General features: G+C 69.1%; 20 protein-coding genes and 1 pseudogene. 14 read left to right on the plus strand and 7 right to left on the minus strand.

The window, feature by feature from the left end; all coding sequences use genetic code 11:
* Positions 1-89: 89 nt before the first annotated feature.
* The 4 genes from DXZ73_RS08105 (at position 90) to DXZ73_RS08120 (ending at position 5,890) form a co-directional block, all read left to right on the plus strand.
* The gene (locus tag DXZ73_RS08105; protein WP_116210336.1) at positions 90-833 is read left to right on the plus strand and encodes an HAD family hydrolase; all 744 of its coding nucleotides are present in this window, start codon (positions 90-92) and stop codon (positions 831-833) included.
* Positions 830-3,211, plus strand: a complete 2,382-nt coding sequence (locus DXZ73_RS08110; RefSeq protein WP_116210337.1) for a glycoside hydrolase family 65 protein — start codon at positions 830-832, stop codon at positions 3,209-3,211. The genes DXZ73_RS08105 and DXZ73_RS08110 overlap by 4 nt, the downstream gene beginning before the upstream one ends.
* A 48-nt stretch (positions 3,212-3,259) precedes the next feature.
* Positions 3,260-4,420: a MalY/PatB family protein gene (locus DXZ73_RS08115; RefSeq protein WP_116210338.1), complete on the plus strand. Its 1,161-nt coding sequence runs from the start codon at positions 3,260-3,262 to the stop codon at positions 4,418-4,420.
* Between the two features lie 63 nt (positions 4,421-4,483).
* Positions 4,484-5,890, plus strand: coding sequence for a selenium-binding protein SBP56-related protein (locus DXZ73_RS08120; protein WP_116210339.1), 1,407 nt, complete (start codon positions 4,484-4,486; stop codon positions 5,888-5,890).
* Here the strand turns inward: DXZ73_RS08120 and DXZ73_RS08125 are convergent.
* Positions 5,881-6,087 carry a cold-shock protein gene (locus DXZ73_RS08125; protein WP_116210340.1) on the minus strand — a complete coding sequence of 69 codons (207 nt, stop codon included), beginning with the start codon at positions 6,085-6,087 and terminating at the stop codon, positions 5,881-5,883. The two genes, DXZ73_RS08120 and DXZ73_RS08125, sit on opposite strands and share 10 nt — an antisense overlap.
* Before the next feature lie 201 nt (positions 6,088-6,288).
* Here DXZ73_RS08125 and DXZ73_RS08130 point away from each other — a divergent pair, with 201 nt between their 5' ends.
* The 3 genes from DXZ73_RS08130 (at position 6,289) to DXZ73_RS08140 (ending at position 7,381) form a co-directional block, all read left to right on the plus strand.
* Positions 6,289-6,531: a DUF6372 family protein gene (locus DXZ73_RS08130; RefSeq protein WP_116210341.1), complete on the plus strand. Its 243-nt coding sequence runs from the start codon at positions 6,289-6,291 to the stop codon at positions 6,529-6,531.
* Positions 6,532-6,605: 74 nt separating this feature from the next.
* Positions 6,606-6,851, plus strand: coding sequence for a helix-turn-helix transcriptional regulator (locus DXZ73_RS08135; protein WP_116210342.1), 246 nt, complete (start codon positions 6,606-6,608; stop codon positions 6,849-6,851).
* A complete protein-coding gene (locus DXZ73_RS08140) occupies positions 6,848-7,381 on the plus strand; it encodes a hypothetical protein (protein ID WP_116210343.1) in 534 nt (177 codons plus the stop codon). Before DXZ73_RS08135 ends, DXZ73_RS08140 begins: the two co-directional genes overlap by 4 nt.
* A 159-nt stretch (positions 7,382-7,540) precedes the next feature.
* Here the strand turns inward: DXZ73_RS08140 and DXZ73_RS08145 are convergent, their stop codons facing one another.
* Positions 7,541-8,080: a hypothetical protein gene (locus DXZ73_RS08145; RefSeq protein WP_162890113.1), complete on the minus strand. Its 540-nt coding sequence runs from the start codon at positions 8,078-8,080 to the stop codon at positions 7,541-7,543.
* Between the two features lie 291 nt (positions 8,081-8,371).
* Between DXZ73_RS08145 and DXZ73_RS08150 the strand changes: the two genes are divergently transcribed.
* The 4 genes from DXZ73_RS08150 to DXZ73_RS08165 all read left to right on the plus strand — a co-directional run bounded on the left by DXZ73_RS08150 (position 8,372) and on the right by DXZ73_RS08165 (position 11,818).
* Positions 8,372-9,256: a LysR family transcriptional regulator gene (locus tag DXZ73_RS08150; RefSeq protein ID WP_116210345.1), complete on the plus strand. Its 885-nt coding sequence runs from the start codon at positions 8,372-8,374 to the stop codon at positions 9,254-9,256.
* 104 nt (positions 9,257-9,360) lie between these two features.
* Positions 9,361-10,446 carry an S-(hydroxymethyl)mycothiol dehydrogenase gene (locus tag DXZ73_RS08155; protein WP_116210346.1) on the plus strand — a complete coding sequence of 362 codons (1,086 nt, stop codon included), beginning with the start codon at positions 9,361-9,363 and terminating at the stop codon, positions 10,444-10,446.
* The gene (locus DXZ73_RS08160) at positions 10,446-11,075 is read left to right on the plus strand and encodes an MBL fold metallo-hydrolase (RefSeq protein ID WP_116215488.1); all 630 of its coding nucleotides are present in this window, start codon (positions 10,446-10,448) and stop codon (positions 11,073-11,075) included. The genes DXZ73_RS08155 and DXZ73_RS08160 overlap by 1 nt, the downstream gene beginning before the upstream one ends.
* A gap of 152 nt (positions 11,076-11,227) precedes the next feature.
* A complete protein-coding gene (locus tag DXZ73_RS08165) occupies positions 11,228-11,818 on the plus strand; it encodes a TetR/AcrR family transcriptional regulator (RefSeq protein ID WP_116210347.1) in 591 nt (196 codons plus the stop codon).
* A 66-nt stretch (positions 11,819-11,884) separates the two neighbouring features.
* Here DXZ73_RS08165 and DXZ73_RS08170 read toward each other — a convergent pair whose 3' ends face one another.
* Both DXZ73_RS08170 and DXZ73_RS08175 read right to left on the minus strand, forming a co-directional pair.
* Positions 11,885-12,388: a hypothetical protein gene (locus tag DXZ73_RS08170; RefSeq protein ID WP_116210348.1), complete on the minus strand. Its 504-nt coding sequence runs from the start codon at positions 12,386-12,388 to the stop codon at positions 11,885-11,887.
* A gap of 200 nt (positions 12,389-12,588) precedes the next feature.
* Entirely contained in the window at positions 12,589-13,950 is a 1,362-nt protein-coding gene (locus tag DXZ73_RS08175; protein ID WP_116215489.1) for a cellulose binding domain-containing protein, read from the minus strand.
* Positions 13,951-14,465: 515 nt separating this feature from the next.
* Here DXZ73_RS08175 and DXZ73_RS08180 point away from each other — a divergent pair.
* Both DXZ73_RS08180 and DXZ73_RS08185 read left to right on the plus strand, forming a co-directional pair.
* On the plus strand, positions 14,466-15,677 hold the full coding sequence (locus DXZ73_RS08180) for a glycosyltransferase family 2 protein (RefSeq protein WP_116210349.1): 1,212 nt from the start codon (positions 14,466-14,468) through the stop codon (positions 15,675-15,677).
* Between the two features lie 13 nt (positions 15,678-15,690).
* A complete protein-coding gene (locus DXZ73_RS08185) occupies positions 15,691-15,876 on the plus strand; it encodes a hypothetical protein (RefSeq protein ID WP_116210350.1) in 186 nt (61 codons plus the stop codon).
* 111 nt (positions 15,877-15,987) lie between these two features.
* On the opposite strand, the gene DXZ73_RS08190 is transcribed toward DXZ73_RS08185, so the two are convergent.
* Together DXZ73_RS08190 and DXZ73_RS08195 are read right to left on the minus strand one after the other, a co-directional pair.
* The gene (locus DXZ73_RS08190) at positions 15,988-16,914 is read right to left on the minus strand and encodes an FG-GAP repeat domain-containing protein (protein WP_205519134.1); all 927 of its coding nucleotides are present in this window, start codon (positions 16,912-16,914) and stop codon (positions 15,988-15,990) included.
* 343 nt (positions 16,915-17,257) lie between these two features.
* A pseudogene (locus DXZ73_RS08195) lies at positions 17,258-17,437 on the minus strand (DUF4291 family protein); the annotation flags it as partial.
* A 218-nt stretch (positions 17,438-17,655) separates the two neighbouring features.
* On the opposite strand from DXZ73_RS08195, the gene DXZ73_RS08200 reads away from it, so the two are divergent.
* On the plus strand, positions 17,656-18,576 hold the full coding sequence (locus tag DXZ73_RS08200; protein WP_116210351.1) for a phosphotransferase enzyme family protein: 921 nt from the start codon (positions 17,656-17,658) through the stop codon (positions 18,574-18,576).
* Positions 18,577-18,583: 7 nt separating this feature from the next.
* Here DXZ73_RS08200 and DXZ73_RS08205 read toward each other — a convergent pair whose 3' ends face one another.
* Positions 18,584-19,954 (minus strand): sporulation protein, encoded by a 1,371-nt coding sequence (locus tag DXZ73_RS08205; RefSeq protein ID WP_116210352.1) that lies wholly within the window; start codon positions 19,952-19,954, stop codon positions 18,584-18,586.
* Between the last annotated feature and the right edge of the window lie 51 nt (positions 19,955-20,005).

The raw sequence follows: 20,005 nt of genomic DNA on the forward strand, positions 1-20,005 counted from the left end.
ACCCGTGCGCTCCGCACGGCCCTGCACGGTCGTGCAGCAGACGGTCCCCAAGCCCTGCGGTCCCGCCGGGGACAAGGCATCATGGCCGGGTGACGAGCCTCGGACTTCCCTCCGGCATCCGCGCCTGTCTGTTCGACCTCGACGGCGTGCTCACGCGCACGGCGACGGTGCACGCCGCCGCGTGGAAAGAGACGTTCGACGCGTTCCTGCTGGCCCGCGACGGGGCGGGGTTCCGGCCGTTCGACGCGGTCAAGGACTACGACGAGTACGTGGACGGGATGCCGAGGGCCGACGGCGTGCGGTCCTTCCTCGCCTCGCGGGGCATCGAGCTGCCCGAGGGCACCGCGGACGACCCACCGGAACGGGACACCGTGCGGGGGCTCGGGAACCGCAAGAACGCGCTCGTCCTCCAGAAGATCAAGGAGCTGGGCGTCGAGGCGTACGAGGGCTCCGTGCGCTATGTGCACGCCGTGCGCGCCGCCGGACTGCGCCGTGCGGTGGTCTCCTCCAGCGCCAACTGCCACGACGTGCTGGTCGCGGCCGGCATCGACGACCTCTTCGAGGTCCGCGTCGACGGCCTGGTGGCCGCGGAACGGGGCCTGCCCGGCAAGCCGCACCCGGACACCTTCCTCGCCGCGGCCCACGACCTGGGCGTGGAGCCGGGGCGGTCGGCGGTCTTCGAGGACGCCCTGGCGGGCATGGACGCGGGACGGGCGGGCAGGTTCGGATTCGTCGTCGGCGTGGACCGGGTCGGCCAGGCCGACGCGCTGCGCAGCCACGGCGCGGACGTGGTCGTGCAGGATCTGGACCAGCTGCTGGGAGGCGCCCCGTGATCACCCATCCGGCGTATGCGGTCGAACCCTGGTGCCTGCGGGAGACCGAGCTCAATCTGGAGGTGCTGCCGCAGAGCGAGTCGGTGTTTGCGCTCGCCAACGGGCACATCGGCTGGCGCGGCAATCTGGACGAGGGCGAGCCGCACGGCCTGCCCGGCTCGTATCTCAACGGCGTGTACGAACTGCGGCCGCTGCCCTACGCCGAGGCCGGCTACGGCTACCCGGAGTCCGGCCAGACCGTCATCGACGTCACCAACGGCAAGGTGATCCGGCTCGTCGTCGACGACGAGCCGTTCGACCTGCGCTACGGCCGGCTGATCCGGCACGAGCGGCTGCTCGACTTCCGGGCGGGCGTGCTGCGCCGTACGACCGAGTGGACGTCCCCTTCCGGGCGGACCGTGCGGGTGTACTCGACGCGGATGGTCTCCTTCACCCAGCGGGCGGTCGCGGCGGTCTGCTACGAGGTGGAGGCGGTCGACGAGGAGACCCGGATCGTCCTCCAGTCGGAGCTGGTCGCCAATGAGCAGCTGCCCGAGGCGGGTGGCGACCCCCGGGTCGCGGCGGTGCTGGAGTCACCGCTGGTCCCCGAGGAGCACAGCGCGGACGGGGGCGCGCTGCGGCTGGTGCACCGGACCGTGCGCAGCGGACTGCGGGTGGCCACGGCCGCGGTCCACACGGTGGACGGCCCGGACGAGACCCGGACGTATTCGCAGAGCAGCGACGACCTGGCCCGGTTCACGGTGACGTCGTCGCTGAAGCCCGGTCAGCGGCTGCGGCTGGAGAAGACGGTGGCGTACGGCTGGTCGGGCAGGCGGTCGCTGCCCGCGATGCACGACCAGGTGGACGCGGCGCTGGCGGGTGCGACCAGCACGGGCTGGCAGGGGCTGTGCGACGAGCAGCGGGCGTATCTGGACGACTTCTGGGACCGGGCCGACGTCGAGGTGGACGGGGACGCGGAGATCCAGCAGGCGGTGCGGTTCGCGCTGTTCCACGTGCTGCAGGCAGGGGCGCGGGCGGAGAGCCGGGCGATCGCGGCGAAGGGTCTGACGGGGCCGGGGTACGACGGGCACAGCTTCTGGGACACCGAGACCTTCGTACTGCCGGTGCTGACGGGCACGGTGCCGCTCGCGGCGGCGCAGCCGCTGCGGTGGCGGCACGCCACGCTGCCCGCGGCGCTCAACCGGGCGCGGACGCTGGGCCTGGAGGGGGCGGCGTTCCCGTGGCGGAGCATCAACGGCGACGAGTGCTCGGCCTACTGGCCGGCGGGTACGGCGGCGTTCCATGTGAACGCGGACATCGCGGACGCGGTCGTGCGCTATCTCGCGGCGACGGGTGACGAGACCTTCGAGCGGGAGGTGGGGCTGGAGCTGCTGGTGCAGACGGCCCGGCTGTGGCGTTCGCTGGGGCACCACGACCACCAAGGGCAGTTCCACATCGACGGGGTGACGGGGCCCGACGAGTACAGCGCGATCGCCGACGACAACGTCTACACCAATCTGATGGCGCAGCAGAACCTCCGGGAGGCGGCGGACGCGGCGGAGCGGCACCCGGATCTCTCGGCCGCGTTCGGGGTGGACGACGAGGAGACGGCGGCCTGGCGGGACGCGGCGGCGCGGATGACGCTGCCGTACAACGAGACGCTCGGGGTCCATGAGCAGTCCGCCGACTTCACCGGTCACCAGCAGTGGGACTTCGCGGGGACGCGGCCGGACCAGTATCCGCTGATGCTGCACTTCCCGTACTTCGACATCTACCGCAAGCAGGTGATCAAGCAGGCGGATCTGGTGCTGGCCATGTATCTGCGCGGTGACGCGTTCACGGACGAGGAGAAGGCGCGGAATTTCGCGTACTACGACCCGCTGACCGTGCGGGACTCGTCGCTGTCCTCGTGCGTCCAGGCGGTGATGGCGGCCGAGGTGGGCCATCTGCGGCTGGCGTACGACTATCTCGGCGAGGCGGCGATGATGGACCTCTCCGACCTGGAGAGCAACACCCGGGACGGGGTCCACATCGCTTCGCTGGCGGGCACCTGGATCGCGCTGGTGGCCGGGTTCGGCGGGATGCGGCACTGCGACGGCACGGTCTCCTTCGCGCCGAAGCTGCCCGAGCAGCTGGGGCGGCTGGCCTTCACGGTGCAGGTGCTGCGCTGCCGTCTGCGGGTCGAGATCACCGACGAGACCGTCACCTATTCCCTCGCGGAGGGCGACCGGCTGGAGGTCGACCACTACGCGGAGCGGCTGACGGTGACGCGGCAGCACCCGGTGGCCAGGAAGGTGCCGGCGACGCCCGACAGGCCCGAACCGGCCCAGCCGCCCGGCCGTCGCCCGGCGCACCGCGGCTGGGCGGCGGCACGGGTCGAGGGCGAGCGCATGGGCTGATCCGCCACCCCCTGGGGCGGGTTGACGATCATGCGCACAATGGTTGCCATGACTACCGATGAGATAAACCCGCTGCGCCGGCTCTCCTTGGAAGAGCTGCGGCTGCGTACGAGCACGAAGTGGACGGCCTATCCGCCGGACGTCCTGCCCCTGTGGGTCGCCGAGATGGACGTCCCGGTCGCCGAGCCGGTGGTGCGCGCGGTGACGCGGGCGATGGAGCGGGGCGACACCGGCTATGCGGGCGGCACGGAGTACGCGCGGGCGCTGGACGTCTTCGCGCGCGAGCGCTGGGGCTGGGACGGGGTGGTCGCGGAACGCACGGCGATCGTGCCGGACGTGATGCTCGGCATCGTGGAGATCCTCAAGCTGATCACCGCGCCCGGGGACGCCGTGGTGGTGAACTCCCCTGTCTATCCGGCGTTCTACGCCTTCGTGGAGCACATGGACCGGCGGATCGTGGAGGCGCCGCTGGACGGGGCGGGCCGGATCGACCCGGCCACGCTGGAGTCGGCGTGCCGGGAGGCCGTGGCGGGCGGGCGGCGGGCCGCGTATCTGCTGTGCAGCCCGCACAACCCGACGGGGACGGTGCACACCGCGGAGGAGCTCGCGGCGGTGGCGGAGCTGACGGCCGGTCACGGCGTGCGGGTCGTCGTCGACGAGATCCACGCGCCGCTCGTGCTGCCCGGCGCGCGGTTCGTGCCGTACCTGTCGGTCCCGGGCGCGGAGAGCGCCTTCAGCGTGATGTCGGCCTCCAAGGCGTGGCACCTGGCCGGGCTGAAGGCGGCGCTGGCCGTGGCGGGCCCGGGTGCGGCCGCCGATCTCGCGCGGCTGCCCGGGGAGGTGAGCCACGGCCCGAGCCACCTCGGCATCATCGCGCACGCGGCCGCACTGCGGCACGGCGGCGACTGGCTGGACGCCGTGCTGACCGGGCTGGACGAGAACCGGCGGCTGCTCGCCGACCTGCTGGCGCGGCAGTTGCCCAAGGTGGGGTACGCGCCGCCGCAGGCGACGTACCTGGCGTGGCTGGACTGCCGCGCGCTCGGCCTCGGCGACACCGCGGCCTCGGTCTTCCTGGAGCGCGGCCGGGTGGCGCTCACCAGCGGCGTGCCCTTCGGCACGGGGGGTTCGGGGCATGTGCGGCTGAACTTCGCGACGTCGCCGGAGCTGCTCACGGAGGCGGTCGGCAGGATGCGGCAGGCGCTGGCCTGACCTCAACTACCGCATGTCTACGTACACTTGGCAGCTTCGGCGGCCTGTGTCAGGCTCGCCGTCGTGGCGCCCCATGTGAACGACCCGACTCTTTACCGGTCTCCGGCGGACGCCATCGCGGCACCGCCGGAGAAGCTCGCCTACGTGGTGGGGTTCGACCGGAGCGCGCGCCGCCCGGACGCCCTGTTCACCATCGGCACGGACCCGGCCTCGCCGTCGTACGGCCGGGTGCTGAGCCGTGCGGACGTGCCGCACCTGGGTGACGAGCTGCACCACTTCGGCTGGAACGCGTGCTCCAGCGCGCTGGCGCACGAGGGGCACCACCACGCCGAGCGGCGCCATCTGCTCGTGCCGGGGCTGCGCTCGTCCCGGCTGTACGTCTTCGACACGCGCCCGGACCCGGTCCGGCCACGGCTGGTGAAGGTGGTCGAGGCCGGTGAACTGGCCGAGCGCGCGGGCTATTCACGGCCGCACACCCTGCACTGCGGGCCCGACGGCGTCTTCCTCTCCTGCCTGGGCGGCGCGGACGGCCGGGACGGGCCCGGGGGCATCGCGCTGCTCTCCCACGACGGCACCGAGGTGCTGCGCGCGTGGGAGACCGACCGCGGGCCGCAGCGGCTGGCGTACGACGTGTGGTGGCACCTGCGGCACAACACCGCGGTGACCAGCGAGTGGGGCACCCCGTCGATGATCGAGGACGGGCTCGACCCCGAGCTGCTGCTCGGCCGGGCCTACGGCCACGCCCTGCACTTCTGGGAGCTGGACTCCGGCCGTCATCTCCAGCGCGTGGATCTCGGCGACGAGCACCAGATGGTGCTGGAGCTGCGCCCGGCGCACGCCCCGCAGGCGGCGTGGGGCTTCGCCGGGGTCGTCGTCAGCGCGGTGGACCTGTCGGCGTCCGTGTGGCTGTGGTACCGCGAGGCCGCCGGTTCCTTCACGGTCCGCAAGGTGATCACGATCCCGGCGGAGCCCGCGAAGCCCGAGGACCTGCCGTCTGCGCTCCAGCCGTTCACGGCCGTGCCGCCCCTGGTCACGGACATCAATCTGTCGGTGGACGACCGCTGGCTGTACGTGTCGGCGTGGGGGACGGGCGAGCTCCTGCAGTACGACGTGAGCGACCCGTTCCGGCCGAGGCGGACGGCTTCCGTCCGCCTCGGCGGGATCACCGGCCGGGCCCCGCACCCCACCGCGCCGCGCTCCCCGCTCAGCGGCGGACCACAGATGGTCGAGCTGAGCAGGGACGGGCGGCGCGTGTATCTGTCCAACTCGCTGTACGGCTCGTGGGACGACCAGTTCTATCCCGACGGCATCGAGCCGTGGCTGATCAAACTGGACGCGGACACCGCCCGGGGCGACCTCGCGGTGGATCCGCGCTTCTTCCCGCACGGCGCGGAGTTCGCGGGCCTCCGGGTGCATCAGACGCGGCTGCAGGGCGGCGACGCGTCCTCGGACTCCTACTGCTACATTTGACGGACGACGTTCTCGGCCTGGGGTCCCTTGGGGCCCTGGGTGACGTCGTACTCCACCCTGTCGTCCTCGTAGAGCTCCTTGAAGCCGGTGCTCTGGATGGCCGAGAAGTGGACGAACACGTCCGGGCCCCCGTCATCCTGCGCGATGAAGCCGAAGCCCTTGTCCGCGTTGAACCACTTCACTTTGCCTGTTGACATGTGCGCTTTCCTTCTTCCTTGCCACCGGCACGACCTCGACGCACCGGTCCCGGCCCCGGAACCTTCCCCTGCCCGCGGGCGGGGGAATCTCTTCGGCCCCCGTCGTTCACCCTCCGGGGGGAACGACGGGGGCGACGGGCTCCCGTACGGGGGTCCCGGCCACACCAGGACGGAAAGAGGCATCGAACCTACAATCGACGCATGGCCATCTTTGGGAGCCTGAAGAGAATCCCCTCTCCGCAGATCGCCTCGATGGAGCAGATCGAGCCCTGCCACTGCATGTGCTCGGTCACCCACCACGGGCAGCACGTCTGCTCGGAAGACGCCTATCCGGACCTCCGGCTCACCTTCCACCTCCCGGCGGTGGGCGAGGTCTCCTTCCCCGTCTGCGGCCCGTGCTTCGACGCGGCGTCGGCGCGGTGGCACGAACACCCCGCGGCCTGACGGCACCCGCCCGCTCTCCCCACCTGCGGATCGACGCGTTGCGGATCTTGGACGCGATGTAGTACTTCTTATACATGAGCGAGCAGGTGCACAACAGGCTGGCAATGGTGCGCGCGGAGCGCAAGGTGTCCCGGCAGAGCCTCGCGGAGGCGGTCGGGGCCCACTACCAGACCATCGGCTACATCGAGCGCGGCGAGTACAACCCGAGCCTCGACCTGGCGCTGAGGATCGCCGGCTTCTTCCGGCTGCCGGTCGAGGCGCTGTTCTCACTGGAGCCGTTCCGGCCGCTCACCGACGAGGTCTACGGGAGGACGTCATGACGACGCGACAGCTCGACCGGGTCACGCGCTACGACCGGCGCATGGTCCAGATCATGAACAATCCGGCGGGGCGGCCGCTGTACGCCACCGCCGCACGGCGCCGCGGCCTCGTCGCCGCGCACATCGCGCTGACCGCGGCGCTGCTGGCCGTGCTGCTCGGCGGCATCGCGGAACGGCTGCCCTGGCTGATACTGGGCGGGGTGGTCGTGCTGCTGCCCCTGTGGTGCTTCGCGACCGGCGCGATCAACGGCTGCACGCGGGGCCTGCTGGAGCTGCGCGCCCGGATGCTGGACGAGCGTCAGCTCGCGGACCGCCACCGGGTGCAGGCCCGGGCGCACCGCCTGTCGGTGGCCGGACTGTTCGGCGCGGTCGTCGCGCTCGGGGCGATCGGCGCGGTTCAGGGCGAGTTCAGGTCGGCGGCGCTGCTGCCGGTGCTCGTGGTCGTGCTGGTGACGCTGTGGCTGATGCCGCTGTGGACGGCGGGCCTGACGGCCCGTGACGAGATGACGGACGACGTGGCGGGGCTGTAAGCCCCTCGGGGATCGCCGCCGCCGCGCGCGGCCAGGCCCGGCCGGGGCGTTCCCGGCCGGGCCGAACCTCTGGCTGTTGCTGTGCCGGTGGTACGCGAGTGCCGACGCGCTCAGCAAAGCGGCGCGGTCCGGCGCCTGATCAGCTACGGGGCCGGTGTGTCAGCGCCCCGAGTGCGCCAGGGCCGGCTTGCACGCGATGTCCGTGCCGCCCACCGGGAAGAGGCCGCTCTTGTTGAGCTGACCGCCCTGGTACTCGTAGTAGAGGTACGTGTAGAACTCGACCCGCCGGGACGGGCCGCACGCGGAGTCGGCGGCGATCTGGTAGCTCATGGTGACGGTCTTGGAGGCACCCGGCAGGACGGGCGCGTTGAAGACGGCGGCACCACTCTGCTTGGTGGGCACGGTGCAGGAGCTCGTGTCACCGGTGCACGTGGTGAACGCGTACTTCACGGCCGGGTCCGACGTGGTGGCGTAGGTCGGCTGGATCGACTGGTAGACGAACTGGGCGTTCGTGGCCTGGTCGTTGGTGAACTTCAGGGTGATGTTCACCGTGGATCCGGGGGTCGCGGACGTCTTGTCCACGGTGATGCTCATGGGCTCGACCGGTGCGGCGGAGGCCGGCTGGGCCAGGCCGAGCAGGGCGACGACGGACGCGAGGGCTGCGGACAGGCTGAGCCGTCCCAATGTTGTTCTGCGCATGGCGAGGGACACTAGACAGAACCCCCGCGTCTTGGCTGCACCCACCGAACAGGACCGGCCAACGCCCCCAACCGGAATGTGACCTCCGGAGCAGGTGTGAGCCATGTGACAGTGTTGCGGCGATGTTGCGAGTTGGCCGGGAAGTGTTGGTGATGCCCATGTGGAGGGGGTGTGGAGACGCCCCCATGACGCCCGCCGGGCTCCTGTCGGCCGTCGCGGACCTTCCTCCTGCCCGTACACCGCTCCCGATCATTCAGAGGCTCGCGCATCCAGCACCTACCATGCTCAATCATGGAACTCAGACACCTCGAGCACTTTGTGGCGGTCGCGGAGGAGCAGCACTTCACACGCGCCGCCGAGCGGCTGCGCGTCGCCCAGTCCGGGGTGTCGGCGTCCGTGCGGGCCCTGGAGCGGGAGCTGGGTGCGGAGCTGTTCATCCGCACCACCCGGCGGGTCGGGCTGACGGACGCCGGGCGGGCGCTGCTGGTCGAGGCGCGGCGGACGCTGGCCTGCGCGGCGGCCGCCCGGGAGGCCGTCGCCGCCGTGCAGGGGCTGATGGGCGGCACGCTGTCGGTCGGCACCGAGCAGTGCATGGGCACGGTCGACGCCGGAGCGCTGCTCGCCTCCTTCCACGCGCTCCATCCGCAGGTGGAGATGCACATGGAGCAGGCGGGTTCCGGGCGGCTGCTGGAGCAGGTGCGCCGGGGCGAGCTCGACCTGGCCTTCGTCGTGCACGACGACGTCCACGACGGGGTGCGGCTGCGCCGGATCGCCGAGGAGCCGCTGATGCTGCTGTGCCGGGCGGACCATCCGCTGGCGGGGATCGGCGGGCCGGTGGCACCGGCCCGGCTGGCCGGGGAGGTGTTCGTGGACCTCCATCCCGACTGGGGCGCGCGGCGGGCGGCGGATCTCGCGTTCGCCGAGGCGGGCGTGGTCCGGAAGGTGGCGCTCCAGGTCAATGACGTCTATACGCTGCTCGATCTGGTGTCGCGGGGCCTGGGGGCCGCGGTGGTGCCCCGCCCGGTGACGCTCAAGGAGCAGGCGCGGGGGCTGAGCGCGGTGCCGCTCGAAGGGCCGGTGCGGTGGAAGGTGGGGGTCGCCGTACCCGCCGCGGGGCAGCCGACCGCGGCGGCGCGGGCGCTCCTGGCGACGATCGGGCATCGCGACGGCGATTGAGCAGCCCTGCTGCTGAATGTGATCGGAACGGGATGTTGGACACAGCGTCACTTCCGGCGCAGAGTGGGAGCAGCTGACTCACCGAGAAAGGCAGGCTGCACCCCATGGCGCAAGAAGTACGCGGTGTCATCGCCCGAGGCAAGGGCGAACCGGTCCGGGTCGAGACGATCGTGGTCCCCGACCCCGGTCCGGGCGAGGCCGTGGTGAAGATCCAGGCGTGCGGGGTGTGCCACACCGATCTGCACTACCGGGAGGGCGGGATCAACGACGAGTTCCCGTTCCTGCTCGGTCACGAGGCGGCCGGTGTGGTCGAGTCCGTCGGCGCCGGGGTGACCGAGGTGGCCCCGGGCGACTTCGTGATCCTCAACTGGCGTGCGGTATGCGGCCAGTGCCGGGCCTGTCTGCGCGGGCGCCCGTGGTACTGCTTCAACACCCACAACGCCAAGCAGAGGATGACGCTCACCGACGGCACCGAGCTCTCCCCCGCCCTGGGCATCGGCGCCTTCGCGGAGAAGACCCTGGTGGCCGCCGGGCAGTGCACCAAGGTCGACCCCGCCGCCTCCCCGGCCGCCGCGGGCCTGCTGGGCTGCGGTGTGATGGCCGGTCTGGGCGCGGCGATCAACACCGGCGCGGTGGGGCGCGGCGACACGGTAGCCGTCATCGGCTGCGGTGGTGTCGGTGGCGCGGCGATCGCGGGCGCCCGGCTGGCCGGCGCCTCGAAGATCATCGCGGTGGACATCGCCGACGCCAAGCTGGAGACGGCGAAGGCGCTGGGTGCCACACACACCGTCAACTCCCGTTCCGTGGACGGCGTCGAGGCGATCCGCTCACTGACGGGCGGCTTCGGCGCGGACGTCGTCATCGACGCGGTGGGCCGCCCCGAGACGTACGAGCAGGCCTTCTACGCCCGGGACCTGGCCGGGACCGTGGTCCTGGTCGGCGTGCCGACGCCGGAGATGAAGCTGGAGCTGTCGCTGCTGGACGTCTTCGGGCGCGGCGGCTCGCTGAAGTCCTCGTGGTACGGCGACTGCCTGCCCTCCCGCGACTTCCCCATGCTCATCGACCTCTACCTCCAGGGGCGCCTCGACCTCGACGCGTTCGTCAGCGAGACCATCGCGCTGGACGAGGTGGAGGACGCCTTCCACCGGATGGAGAAGGGCGACGTGCTGCGTTCGGTGGTGATGCTGTGATGACGGCGCGCATCGAGCACCTGGTCACGTCCGGGACCTTCGCCCTCGACGGCGGTGTCTGGAACGTCGACAACAACGTCTGGCTCGTCGGCGACGACGAGGAGGTCCTCGTCATCGACGCGGCGCACGACGCCGCCGCGATCGAGAAGGCGGTGGCCGGCCGCCGGCTGGTCGCGATCGTGTGCACCCACGCCCACAACGACCACATCGACGCGGCCCCCGCGCTGGCGGACCGTACGGGCGCGCCGGTGCTGCTGCACCCGGCCGAACGCGAGTTGTGGGACCGGACGCACCCGGACGTCGCGCCCGACAGGGAACTGACGGACGGCCAGGTCCTGTCGGTCGCCGGTGTCGAGCTGACGGTGCTGCACACCCCGGGCCACAGCCCCGGCGGCATCTGCCTGTACGCACCGGCGCTGGGGACCGTCTTCACCGGCGACACGCTCTTCCAGGGCGGCCCCGGCGCGACGGGCCGGTCCTTCTCGGACTTCCCCACCATCATCGGCTCCATCCGGGACCGGCTGCTGTCCCTGCCGCCGGAGACGGTGGTGCGCACGGGCCACGGCGACACGACCACGATCGGTGCCGAGGCACCGGCGCTGGAGGACTGGATCGCCCGGGGCCACTGACCGGGCCGGGTGCCCCGCCACTGGGCGGGGCGCCCTCACCTCCGGAGCTGTACGTCTGTCCCGTACGGTCCCCTCCCGTGCCGATCGCCTCAGGTGGGTGGCGCGGGACATGCGTACTACCATGGCTCTTCCCCGACATCCGGAGCAGTGCCATGCAGCAGACGGGCCCCGCGAAGCGCCGCCGCGACCCCCAGAAGCGGATCGCCGAGATCGTCGCCGCCACCGAGATCGTGATCGCCGCCCGGGGCATCGAGGGGCTGACCCACCGGGCCGTGGCGGAGGAGGCCGGTGTCCCGCTGGGCGCGACGACCTACCACTTCGCGACGAAGGACGACCTCATCACCGCGGCCCTGCGCGCCGCCGTCGACCGCTTCGCCGCCTATCTCCAGGAGTGGGTCGCCCAGCGGCCCCGGCTCACCGTGGACCAGCTCGTGGTCCTGCTCACGGACGCGCTGATGCCGGCCTTCGTGGGCCAACGGGACACGCAGGTCATGGAGTTCGAGCTCTATGTGGCCGCGCTGCGCCGCCCGCACCTGCGCCCGATCGCCGATCAGTACATCGAGCTGAGCTTCGAGACCCTGCTCAACTATGTCGACCCGCTGACCGCCCGCACCGCGGCCGTGGCCATGAACGGCCTCACCCTCCGCGGCCTGGCCGGCTCCCACGCCCCGACCCGGGCCGAGGTGGAGGACATCCTCCGCCGCATCCTCACCCCCAACCCCGCCCTGGCCGACCTGCCATGAGGCCGGGAGGGCGAGTGCTGACGGTCGTCACGAGCAGCGACGTCACGCTCCTGACACGGCCGGGGCTCAGTGCTTGACGAACAATTCAAGGTCGTTGTGGCCGTCGCAGAAGACATAGTCGAACTGCTCGTTGACCAGCTCGTGCCAGTAGTTGTTCGTGTCCAGCGCCCAGATGCCGAATTTGTTGACGCTCACGCACTTCTGCCGCCCCGGCGGGGTGTTCGGAGTGGTCACGGTCAGCGTCAGGCTCGTGAGGTCTTTCCAATACAGATGCTGTCCCGGCTTCGGCCCGCCCAGCAGATTGACTTTGCTCCACGTGTTCTGGAAGTCGCCGAACTTCTGAAGGCGCTCCTGGTCGGTCTCGCAGCCGTTGTTGTTGGTCCGAACGAGCTTGGTCCATGTGTCGCTGCCGGACACCGGGTCCCGGTAGCGCGCCGTGACCCACGAGGGGATGCACTCATTGGTGTTGGACAGGCTGGTGACGTCGAACCACATGTTGAATGCTTTGAAATCCTCGTTGCCGACAGCCGACGCGGGCGCGGCGTTGATCAGGCAGGTACCCAACGCCATTCCCAGCAGGATCGTAAGCGCTCTTCGGCAGGACCGAACCGTGCGTCTGCCCATGGTGATCCCTTTCTTCCTCATCGCGGCAGAAGTGATCGCGCCCCACTCTCCTGCTCCCCACGAGTCCCGACAAGCGTGAGATCTGGACAGCGGATCCCGGTTGCGGGCGAAGCTCGACGAGGGGTGCTGCCGCCGCCCCCCTGAGGTCAGGACTTCGGCAGGGTGTTGACGTAGTTGGTGCCGCCGGCGTAGAAGCCGTCCACGGCCTTCTGGACATCGGCCAGGGGAACGGCCCGGTCGGCCTGGTAGTAGAGCCAGTTGACCTTCATGTCCCAGGTGCGCGGGCCCTTGAAGGGGAGGTCGACGAGCCACGCGCTGAAGTGGACGCCCATGCGTTCGCGCGGGAAGTACTTCTTGTCGTCGTGGCTGAACAGCTCGCGGCCGTCCACGGAGTAGGTGACCGTCCCGTTCACCGCGGTGATCATCATCGTGTGCCAGCCCTGGAGGCTCCGGCTCTGGAAGCGGGTGACCCGGTCCTCCGGCCTGCCGCTGCCGCTGCGCCAGCTCGTGGTGTCGATCCGGGGGCCGGGCGCGCCCCACCCGCCGTTCGGCATGTACTCGTAGTCGAGTTCGCTGTAATTGTTCGACTTGTCCTTCGGGGAGATCGCGAAGAAGGACTCGTTGAGGTGGTCGCCGGTGCGGCCGCTGGTGGGCTTGTCGCTGAAATAGACCCGGGCGGCGATGGTCCCCGTGAAGAACTCGGGGCGGGTGCTCTGCAGCTCGGCCTGCTTGGTGCCTTCCTTGGTCCCGTCGCTGGTGACCCGCAGCTGCAGTGCCTGGCCGCCCCTGGCGCTCGCCTCGGAGGGGAAGGTGACGCCGTCGGCCGACCAGGTGCTGGGGATACCGGGACCGCCCCCCTCGGTACGGGCCCGCCAGCCGTTGGCGGCGAGCGCGGGGTCGTCGGCCCCGCTGTAGTGGAAGTTGTCGAACACGACCCCGGCGGGCGCCGCGTCGGACGTTCCCCGCCCCGGGCCGGGGGTGCCGCCGCCCGGTTCCTCGCCCCAGACGAGCGCTCCGCGGTGGTACGCGGTCACCAGCTTCGACGGCGCGTAGTGCGTGGCCTTGGCGTCGAACGAGCGGTCGTTCGCCTGGTTGAGCTCCTTGCGGTCGAGCCGGTAGAGCTGGAGCCCGATCGCCTGACTGGTCCCGCCGGGCGCCAGCTCGCCGGCCCCCTTCGTGAAGCCGATCTCGAGGTAATGGTCGGCGTTGGCCGCCTTGCCGGTCGTCGCGCCTATCTTCTGGGTGATGTTCGAGCAGCCGACACTCGTCTGGACGCAGTTGGCGCCGTACGCGGCCCCGTCGTCCGCGGTGAAGTAATACCGAAGAGTCACATCACCGAGGGGCACGGTCTTCTTGGAATCGTTGATGACTTCCAGCCACGGCTTGGCCGTGCCGGTCTTGGCCGGGGCATCGGTCCGGTACCGGACCGTGAGCTGCGCGGATCCGGAGTCGTCGGAACCCCACCAGGTGAAATAGGCCGCGGTGCCGCCGGCGACGAGTACGGCCATGGCGAGCAGTATTTTGAAAACGACCCGTCCGCGATGACGGGAATTGCGGAGGGCGCGGCTCACTAAAGCTCCTTGGTGAGATTGAGATGCGGGGTCGGCGCCGGGCGCACGCACTTCGCATCACATTCACGAATGGTCATATTCCGCACCATCGTAACCACCCCCCGCCGGGGTCCCCGAGCCATCGACAACCCGCCGGTTCACGCCATTCACCCCTGTCAGCCGGGGTCGGGGCCCGCGCCCGGAGCGTCCCGGGCCGATGCCGCGACGAGGCAACCGCTATAGGTGTTCTTTATCACTGCTTTACCATCGACATGTACCCACGAAGCCCGATCGACCCCGATTTACCGGGGTCGAACGGCTTAATGATCTCTAATTGCATGATCACTAAGGCCTATCGACCGGATCGAACCTGTTCGGGCGGCCGTGCGCGTGAGGTACCTTCTTGTTCTGTTTTCACGGGATCCGCACAACATGCCGGTCTTGTGCGTTTGATGTGAAGCGGGGGGAAGACCTTGTCGGGCACCACTGCGCGCCGGGATCACCGTGCGCGCCGCGGCCGTCGTCCGCGCGCCGAAGCGCCGCGTACGACGAGCAGCCGGCACCGCAGGGGCCGCGTCTCCCCCGACGAGGTGGGCGGTGCCGCCCTCTACGACACCGTGATCCTCGTTCCGGCGCGGAACGAGGAAGTCGGGGTCTTCACCTCGCTGAGGTCCCTGGCCTCCCAGACCCGGCGCCCCGACCTCATCGTCGTGGTGGTCAACAACTCGACCGACCGCACCGAGGAGTTCGCGCGTCAGTTCGCGGACGACGAGCAGACGCCGCCGACGGTCGTGCTGGTCCTCGACGACAATCCGCACAAGAAGGCGGGCGCCCTCAACCACGGCCTCCGCTGGCTCAGGGAGGCCGTCGGGGGCCGGCTGACCAACAAGGTGCGGCACGTCCTCGTCATGGACGCCGACACCGAGCTGCACCCGAAGTTCATCGAGCGGGCCCGCAACGTCATCGCGTCCGATCCGGAGCTCGGCGGCGTCAGCGCCGCCTGCCTCGGCCGCACAGGCCTGTGGCGCAACCCGTGGCAGCGGTACCTCCTCGGCATGCAGATCATCGAGTACGGCCGGGCCGCGAACACCCGGTTCCGCAGGGACGTCCACACCATGTCGGGGGCCGGCTCCTTCTACCGGGCCGAGGCCCTGCAGAGCCTGCTCGACTGGCGGGGCGAGGTCTTCTGGGAGGACCACAGCAATCTGGTCGAGGACTACGAGACCACGCTCGCTCTGAAGGAATCCGGCTGGAAGGTCACCGCCAACCAGCTCTGCATCGCGTACACCGACCTCATGCCCACGCTGCGCGAACTGATCCAGCAGCGCGAACGGTGGAGCCGCGGCACCGTGGACACCCTGCGCGCCCGCGGCTGGACGAAGTTCACCTGGCATTCCATCGCCACCATGATCCTGGGGCTCATCGGCGCCGCCTACATTCTGGGCTGGGGCTCGCCCCACCTCGTGATGGCCGCGAAGAACGGCTTTTCCCAGCGGCCGCTCTTCCTGCTGCTCTTCGCCTTCTGGATCGTCTATCCCGCACTCCGAGTACGGAATCTCGGATGGAAGGCCATGCTGGTCGAGGCCCTGCTGATTCCGGAGCTGGTGTTCACCGTGGTGCGGACCTACTGGCTCGTTTCGTCCATCGTGAAGTCCTATGTGACCCGCGTATCCGCGTGGAAATGATTCAAGGAGAACAATGAATTCCCTCAAGGGCCTGGGGGTCTGCGCGGTGCTTGCGGGCATTGCCTACGCGTTGACCCGGGTGGCGGACACCGACCAGCTGCTGCTCGGCGCCACCGTCGTGATCATCACCATGTGCCTGATCACGTACGCGGCATCCATCAGGCGACGCCGGAGGGACCACCGCGTCGCCGGAGAGTAGTGACGGACCGAAGCCCCCGCGCCTGCCTTTGCATGCTCGGTGCGTGATCGGGCAGGTCGCGGGAAAGCGCTGTGGACGCGTTGAGCGGTGACGCCGGGCGGTAGCGCTGGATCAGCCGAAGGTTCCGGTGCCGACGACCTTCCAGTCGCGGGTGCAATCCGGGCCACACTTCCACGACAGACGCGGGTCACTCGTCACGTTGCCCTTGCCGTCGAGCAACCACGTAGCCAGCTCACCGGTGGTCGTGTTGTGCCAGAGGACATCGGTCCTGCCGTCACCGTTGAAGTCCCCCGTACCGACCACCTTCCAGTCACGGGTGCAATCCGGACCGCACCTCCACGACAGACGCGGGTCACTCGTCACATTGCCCTTTCCATCGAGCAACCACGCAGCGAGCTCACCGGTGGTCGTGTTGTGCCAGAGGACATCGGTCCTGCCGTCACCGTTGAAGTCCCCCGTACCGACCACCTTCCAGTCACGAGTACAGTCCGGGCCACACTTCCACGACAAGCGCGGATCACTCATCACGTTGCCCTTTCCATCGAGCAACCACGTAGCCAGCTCACCGGTGGTCGTGTTGTGCCACAACACATCAGTCCTGCCATCACCGTTGAAGTCCCCCGTACCAACGACCTTCCAGTCACGAGTACAGTCCGGGCCACACTTCCACGACAGACGCGGGTCACCCGTCACATTGCCCCTGCCATCGAGCAACCACGTAGCCAGCTCACCCGTAGTCGTGTTGTGCCAGAGGACGTCAGTCCTGCCGTCACCGTTGAAGTCCCCGGTGCCGACCACCTTCCAGTCGCGGGTGCAATCCGGACCGCACCTCCACGACAGACGCGGGTCACCCGTCACATTGCCCCTACCATCGAGCAACCACGCAGCGAGCTCACCGGTGGTCGTGTTGTGCCACAACACATCCGAGGAGTTCCCGGCCACACTGGCGGAGGCGTTCGTGGTGGCACCGGCGAGGGCCAGGGCAGCCGCTCCTGCGGCTATCAGAGCCGCCAGTCTTCGAATCGGACCCATTCTCATCTGCGAACCTCCCGGACCGAGTAACTGCGGATTCACGTCTGTCGGGATGTGCGTTCGGGTGTGACGGCTCGAGGATGGCGCAGCCGGGAGCCGAGGGGCTAGTGGTCGGTGAGCTGAACGGTCCGGTCGGCTCACCGTGTCCGGTGGGCGGTGCGTCCCGGATCGGTTCGGTCCAGGCACGTCACGGCTTGCGACCAGCGGAATCCCGGTCAGGGGCAGCGCCCCTCCGGTGCAGCGGCGACTCTCCGGGCGCCCGAAATCCGTCCGGTTACGGTCTACGCCGAAGCTGCCCTCGCAATGGGGGCGTCAGCCGCCGTACGGGCGCTCCTCCGGGAGGAGGCGGGGACAGGCAGGCGTTGCTCAGTGCCCAGTCGAAGCCGGCGCGGTCGATCTCGATCGCGAGGACGCACTCCTGATCAGGCTTGGTGGCCCAGCCGCAGCGGTACATCATCCACAGGAACGAGGGCTTGATCCAAGTCAAGCAGTGTTCGTATTCCTTTTCTATCTGGTCGAATTCGCACAGGTCAGGCGGTCGGCCACCTCGAAAGTGTGACGCCGTTCGGGCAACAACGCTCCGTCGGCCAACCGATCCGGGGGCCGAAAGGTCAGCAGTCAGCCCCGCCCTCGTCTCACGCCTCCCGACATGGGTACGGTCTCTGTCGTGTCCGGCGCGCGCCGGTTGGTCACCAGTTAGTTGCGCGCGGCGGAAGGTCGCGCACGACTTGGGGAGTTGGTACCGGCATGGCGTCTGACGTTGCACGGACATCGCTAGAGGGGTTCACCACGGCAGGAATGACGCAGGTGATGGCTGCTGCCTGCCAGTCAGCGAAACTGGACGCCAGAGGCGCGGAGTTGATCCGCTTCGGGGAGAACGCCCTTTTCCGGCTGGCTTCCGATCCAGTGATCGTACGGGTGGCTCGCTCAGCGCGATATCTGCCATCAGTGCGAAACGAAGTGGCGGTCTCGCGTTGGTTGGCGCGGGAGGGATTTCCCGCCGGTCGCGTGGTAGAAGACCTGGAACAGCCGGTTCTCGTCGACGGGCACCCAGTGACCTTCTGGCACCTGATCAACGAAGGTGACCGTAAGCCGACATACGGAGAGCTGGGTGCAGTCCTCCGCGACCTCCATTCGCTGCCGCTCCCCGCCGGGCTGGAACTTCCACCGTACGACGTGTTCGGCCGGTCGGAGCTCCGCATCGAGCAGGCTCGGGGCGTGTCGGATGACGATCGAGAGTTCTTGCGTGAGCGTCACGAAACACTTCGGCAGGAAGTCACGAAGCTGTGCTTCGACTCCGCCAAGGGTCCTGTGCACGGGGATGCCCACAGGCAGAACCTCATGGTGGACGATCGGGATCGTGTCATCCTCATCGACTTCGAAGGCTTCAGCTTCGATCACCCCGAGTGGGACCTGATGGTGACGGCAGTCGAGCATCACAGCCTGCGGTGGCAGACTGAGAAGCAGTACGCCGACTTCGTCAAGTCCTACGGGCGCGACCTGCGGGACTGGCCCGGCTTCAAGACAGTGCGCGGCATACAGGAGTTCCACATGACCACGTGGCTCATGCAGAACGCTGCCGAGAATACGAAGGTTGCCGAGGAATACGCACGGCGTATCGCTTCCCTACGGGATGACGACTCGCCGCGGAACTGGCGTCCTTGGTAGAAGGGGTTTACTCCTCTTCGAGACGGGCGATTGCCTCCCGTACGCGCTCGTTGAACTCGGCCACGGCTCGGTTGCCGGAGTGAGCGTTGACCTCGGTCTGAAAGTCTCCGACGTAGCGTTGGAAGCGGGCAGACTGGAGGGAGTCGCCTGCTTCGACCGCCAGGCCGGCTGTGGTGAGAGCGCTTTCCAGCTCGCCGTTGAGGAGTTGGCTCTGAGCGAGGACCATGCGGCAGAAGCCGACGCTCCGCGCGTACTTGGGATCGGTGATGTCCACGGCCCGTTGAGCATGACGTAGGGCTTCCTTGCGCTGCTTGAGGTCGCGGAAGCAGTGGCAGAACTCTCCCATGAGCTCGGCCGGGGTGAAGTACGAGAGCCATTCAGGGTCGGTCGTGGTATCGGCCCGCTCAAGGTACCGCTCGGCCTCATTCATGGCCCGGCCTGCTCCGACGGGATCGGCGGCGTTGGACAGGGCGCGCGCCTCCATGGAGGCGAACATGGCCATGGCCCGCGGGGTGGCTCGGCCCCTGGCGCCTTCGAGTGCGGCACGCGCCAGCTGGGTCGACTGCGCGTAGTTCCCGAGGTAGTTCGCCTGGTGACTGAGGTTGGAGAGGATGCGGCCGCCGAACATTCGGTCATCCGTGAATTGAGACAGGCGCAGGGTCGCAGTCAGATAGCGGTGGGCAATCCGGTGATTCCCGGAATCGTATGCCGTCCATCCGAGTAACTGAGCGATCTCCGAAGCGGCGCCGAAGAGCGCGGTGCCCACTTTTTCGCTGTAGCTGACACTGAGCAGAGGCAGCACTTCATGGCGGAAGTAATGCCGCAGCGCCTTATGGCCGTGCCCACCGCCGAACTGGAAGTCGAGCTCCATGAACATTTTGCCTGCTGTGCGGATTGCCCGAACGTCTCGCATGCCCACACGCTGACGCCCTGGCCGGTCGGCGGTGATGCCGTCAGGGCGAGCGGTGATCCAGGACAGCACCGCCGCATTCAAGTCGCCGTCGGCGATGATCAGCCCCCGGGTCTCGGGAACATCCGAGCTCTGCGAACTCAGGCTGTCCAGCCTGGCCAACGCTTCTGTGGATGTAGCGGGGTAGCTCTCGGTCACGGCGGCGGCCGTGTCGGTCCCGCCGAAGAACCCTAGGTCGCTCGGGCTGATGCGCCGTTGCAGCTTGGCGCTGAGGGCATTCGCCATGATGGCGGCCGTCTTGGGCTGGATACCTGATCCATCGCGCCACCGCTGCACGGAGACATGCGTAGTGCCCACTACCTCGCCGCGTTGCATGGCGAGATCTCGCATGCGCTTGGCCAGACCTTTGTTCGAGACGTTGGCCTCATCCATGAGTGAGATCAACTGCGCGTTCGGCTCTCGGTTCATGTCCCTTGCCAACCCCTGGTCGACGGCTGGGGTTCATCGTGGCACAGCCGA

It is taken from the genome of Streptoverticillium olivoreticuli subsp. olivoreticuli, assembly GCF_003391135.1.
GTDB classification, from domain to species: Bacteria; Actinomycetota; Actinomycetes; order Streptomycetales; family Streptomycetaceae; genus Streptomyces; species Streptomyces blastmyceticus.

Bases quoted from the DNA above. Each gene is read 5' to 3' on its own strand.
- DXZ73_RS08175 (WP_116215489.1), bottom strand. From the start codon at position 13,950: ATGGCCGTACTCGTCGCCGGCGGCACCGCGGCCTATTTCACCTGGTGG.
- DXZ73_RS08205 (WP_116210352.1), bottom strand. From the start codon at position 19,954: ATGAACCGAGAGCCGAACGCGCAGTTGATCTCACTCATGGATGAGGCC.
- DXZ73_RS08150 (WP_116210345.1), top strand. From the start codon at position 8,372: ATGGAACTCAGACACCTCGAGCACTTTGTGGCGGTCGCGGAGGAGCAG.
- DXZ73_RS08200 (WP_116210351.1), top strand. From the start codon at position 17,656: ATGGCGTCTGACGTTGCACGGACATCGCTAGAGGGGTTCACCACGGCA.
- DXZ73_RS08165 (WP_116210347.1), top strand. From the start codon at position 11,228: ATGCAGCAGACGGGCCCCGCGAAGCGCCGCCGCGACCCCCAGAAGCGG.
- DXZ73_RS08130 (WP_116210341.1), top strand. From the start codon at position 6,289: ATGGCCATCTTTGGGAGCCTGAAGAGAATCCCCTCTCCGCAGATCGCC.
- DXZ73_RS08160 (WP_116215488.1), top strand. From the start codon at position 10,446: ATGACGGCGCGCATCGAGCACCTGGTCACGTCCGGGACCTTCGCCCTC.
- DXZ73_RS08190 (WP_205519134.1), bottom strand. From the start codon at position 16,914: ATGAGAATGGGTCCGATTCGAAGACTGGCGGCTCTGATAGCCGCAGGA.
- DXZ73_RS08135 (WP_116210342.1), top strand. From the start codon at position 6,606: ATGAGCGAGCAGGTGCACAACAGGCTGGCAATGGTGCGCGCGGAGCGC.
- DXZ73_RS08185 (WP_116210350.1), top strand. From the start codon at position 15,691: ATGAATTCCCTCAAGGGCCTGGGGGTCTGCGCGGTGCTTGCGGGCATT.
- DXZ73_RS08155 (WP_116210346.1), top strand. From the start codon at position 9,361: ATGGCGCAAGAAGTACGCGGTGTCATCGCCCGAGGCAAGGGCGAACCG.
- DXZ73_RS08170 (WP_116210348.1), bottom strand. From the start codon at position 12,388: ATGGCGTTGGGTACCTGCCTGATCAACGCCGCGCCCGCGTCGGCTGTC.
- DXZ73_RS08140 (WP_116210343.1), top strand. From the start codon at position 6,848: ATGACGACGCGACAGCTCGACCGGGTCACGCGCTACGACCGGCGCATG.
- DXZ73_RS08145 (WP_162890113.1), bottom strand. From the start codon at position 8,080: ATGCGCAGAACAACATTGGGACGGCTCAGCCTGTCCGCAGCCCTCGCG.
- DXZ73_RS08115 (WP_116210338.1), top strand. From the start codon at position 3,260: ATGACTACCGATGAGATAAACCCGCTGCGCCGGCTCTCCTTGGAAGAG.
- DXZ73_RS08125 (WP_116210340.1), bottom strand. From the start codon at position 6,087: ATGTCAACAGGCAAAGTGAAGTGGTTCAACGCGGACAAGGGCTTCGGC.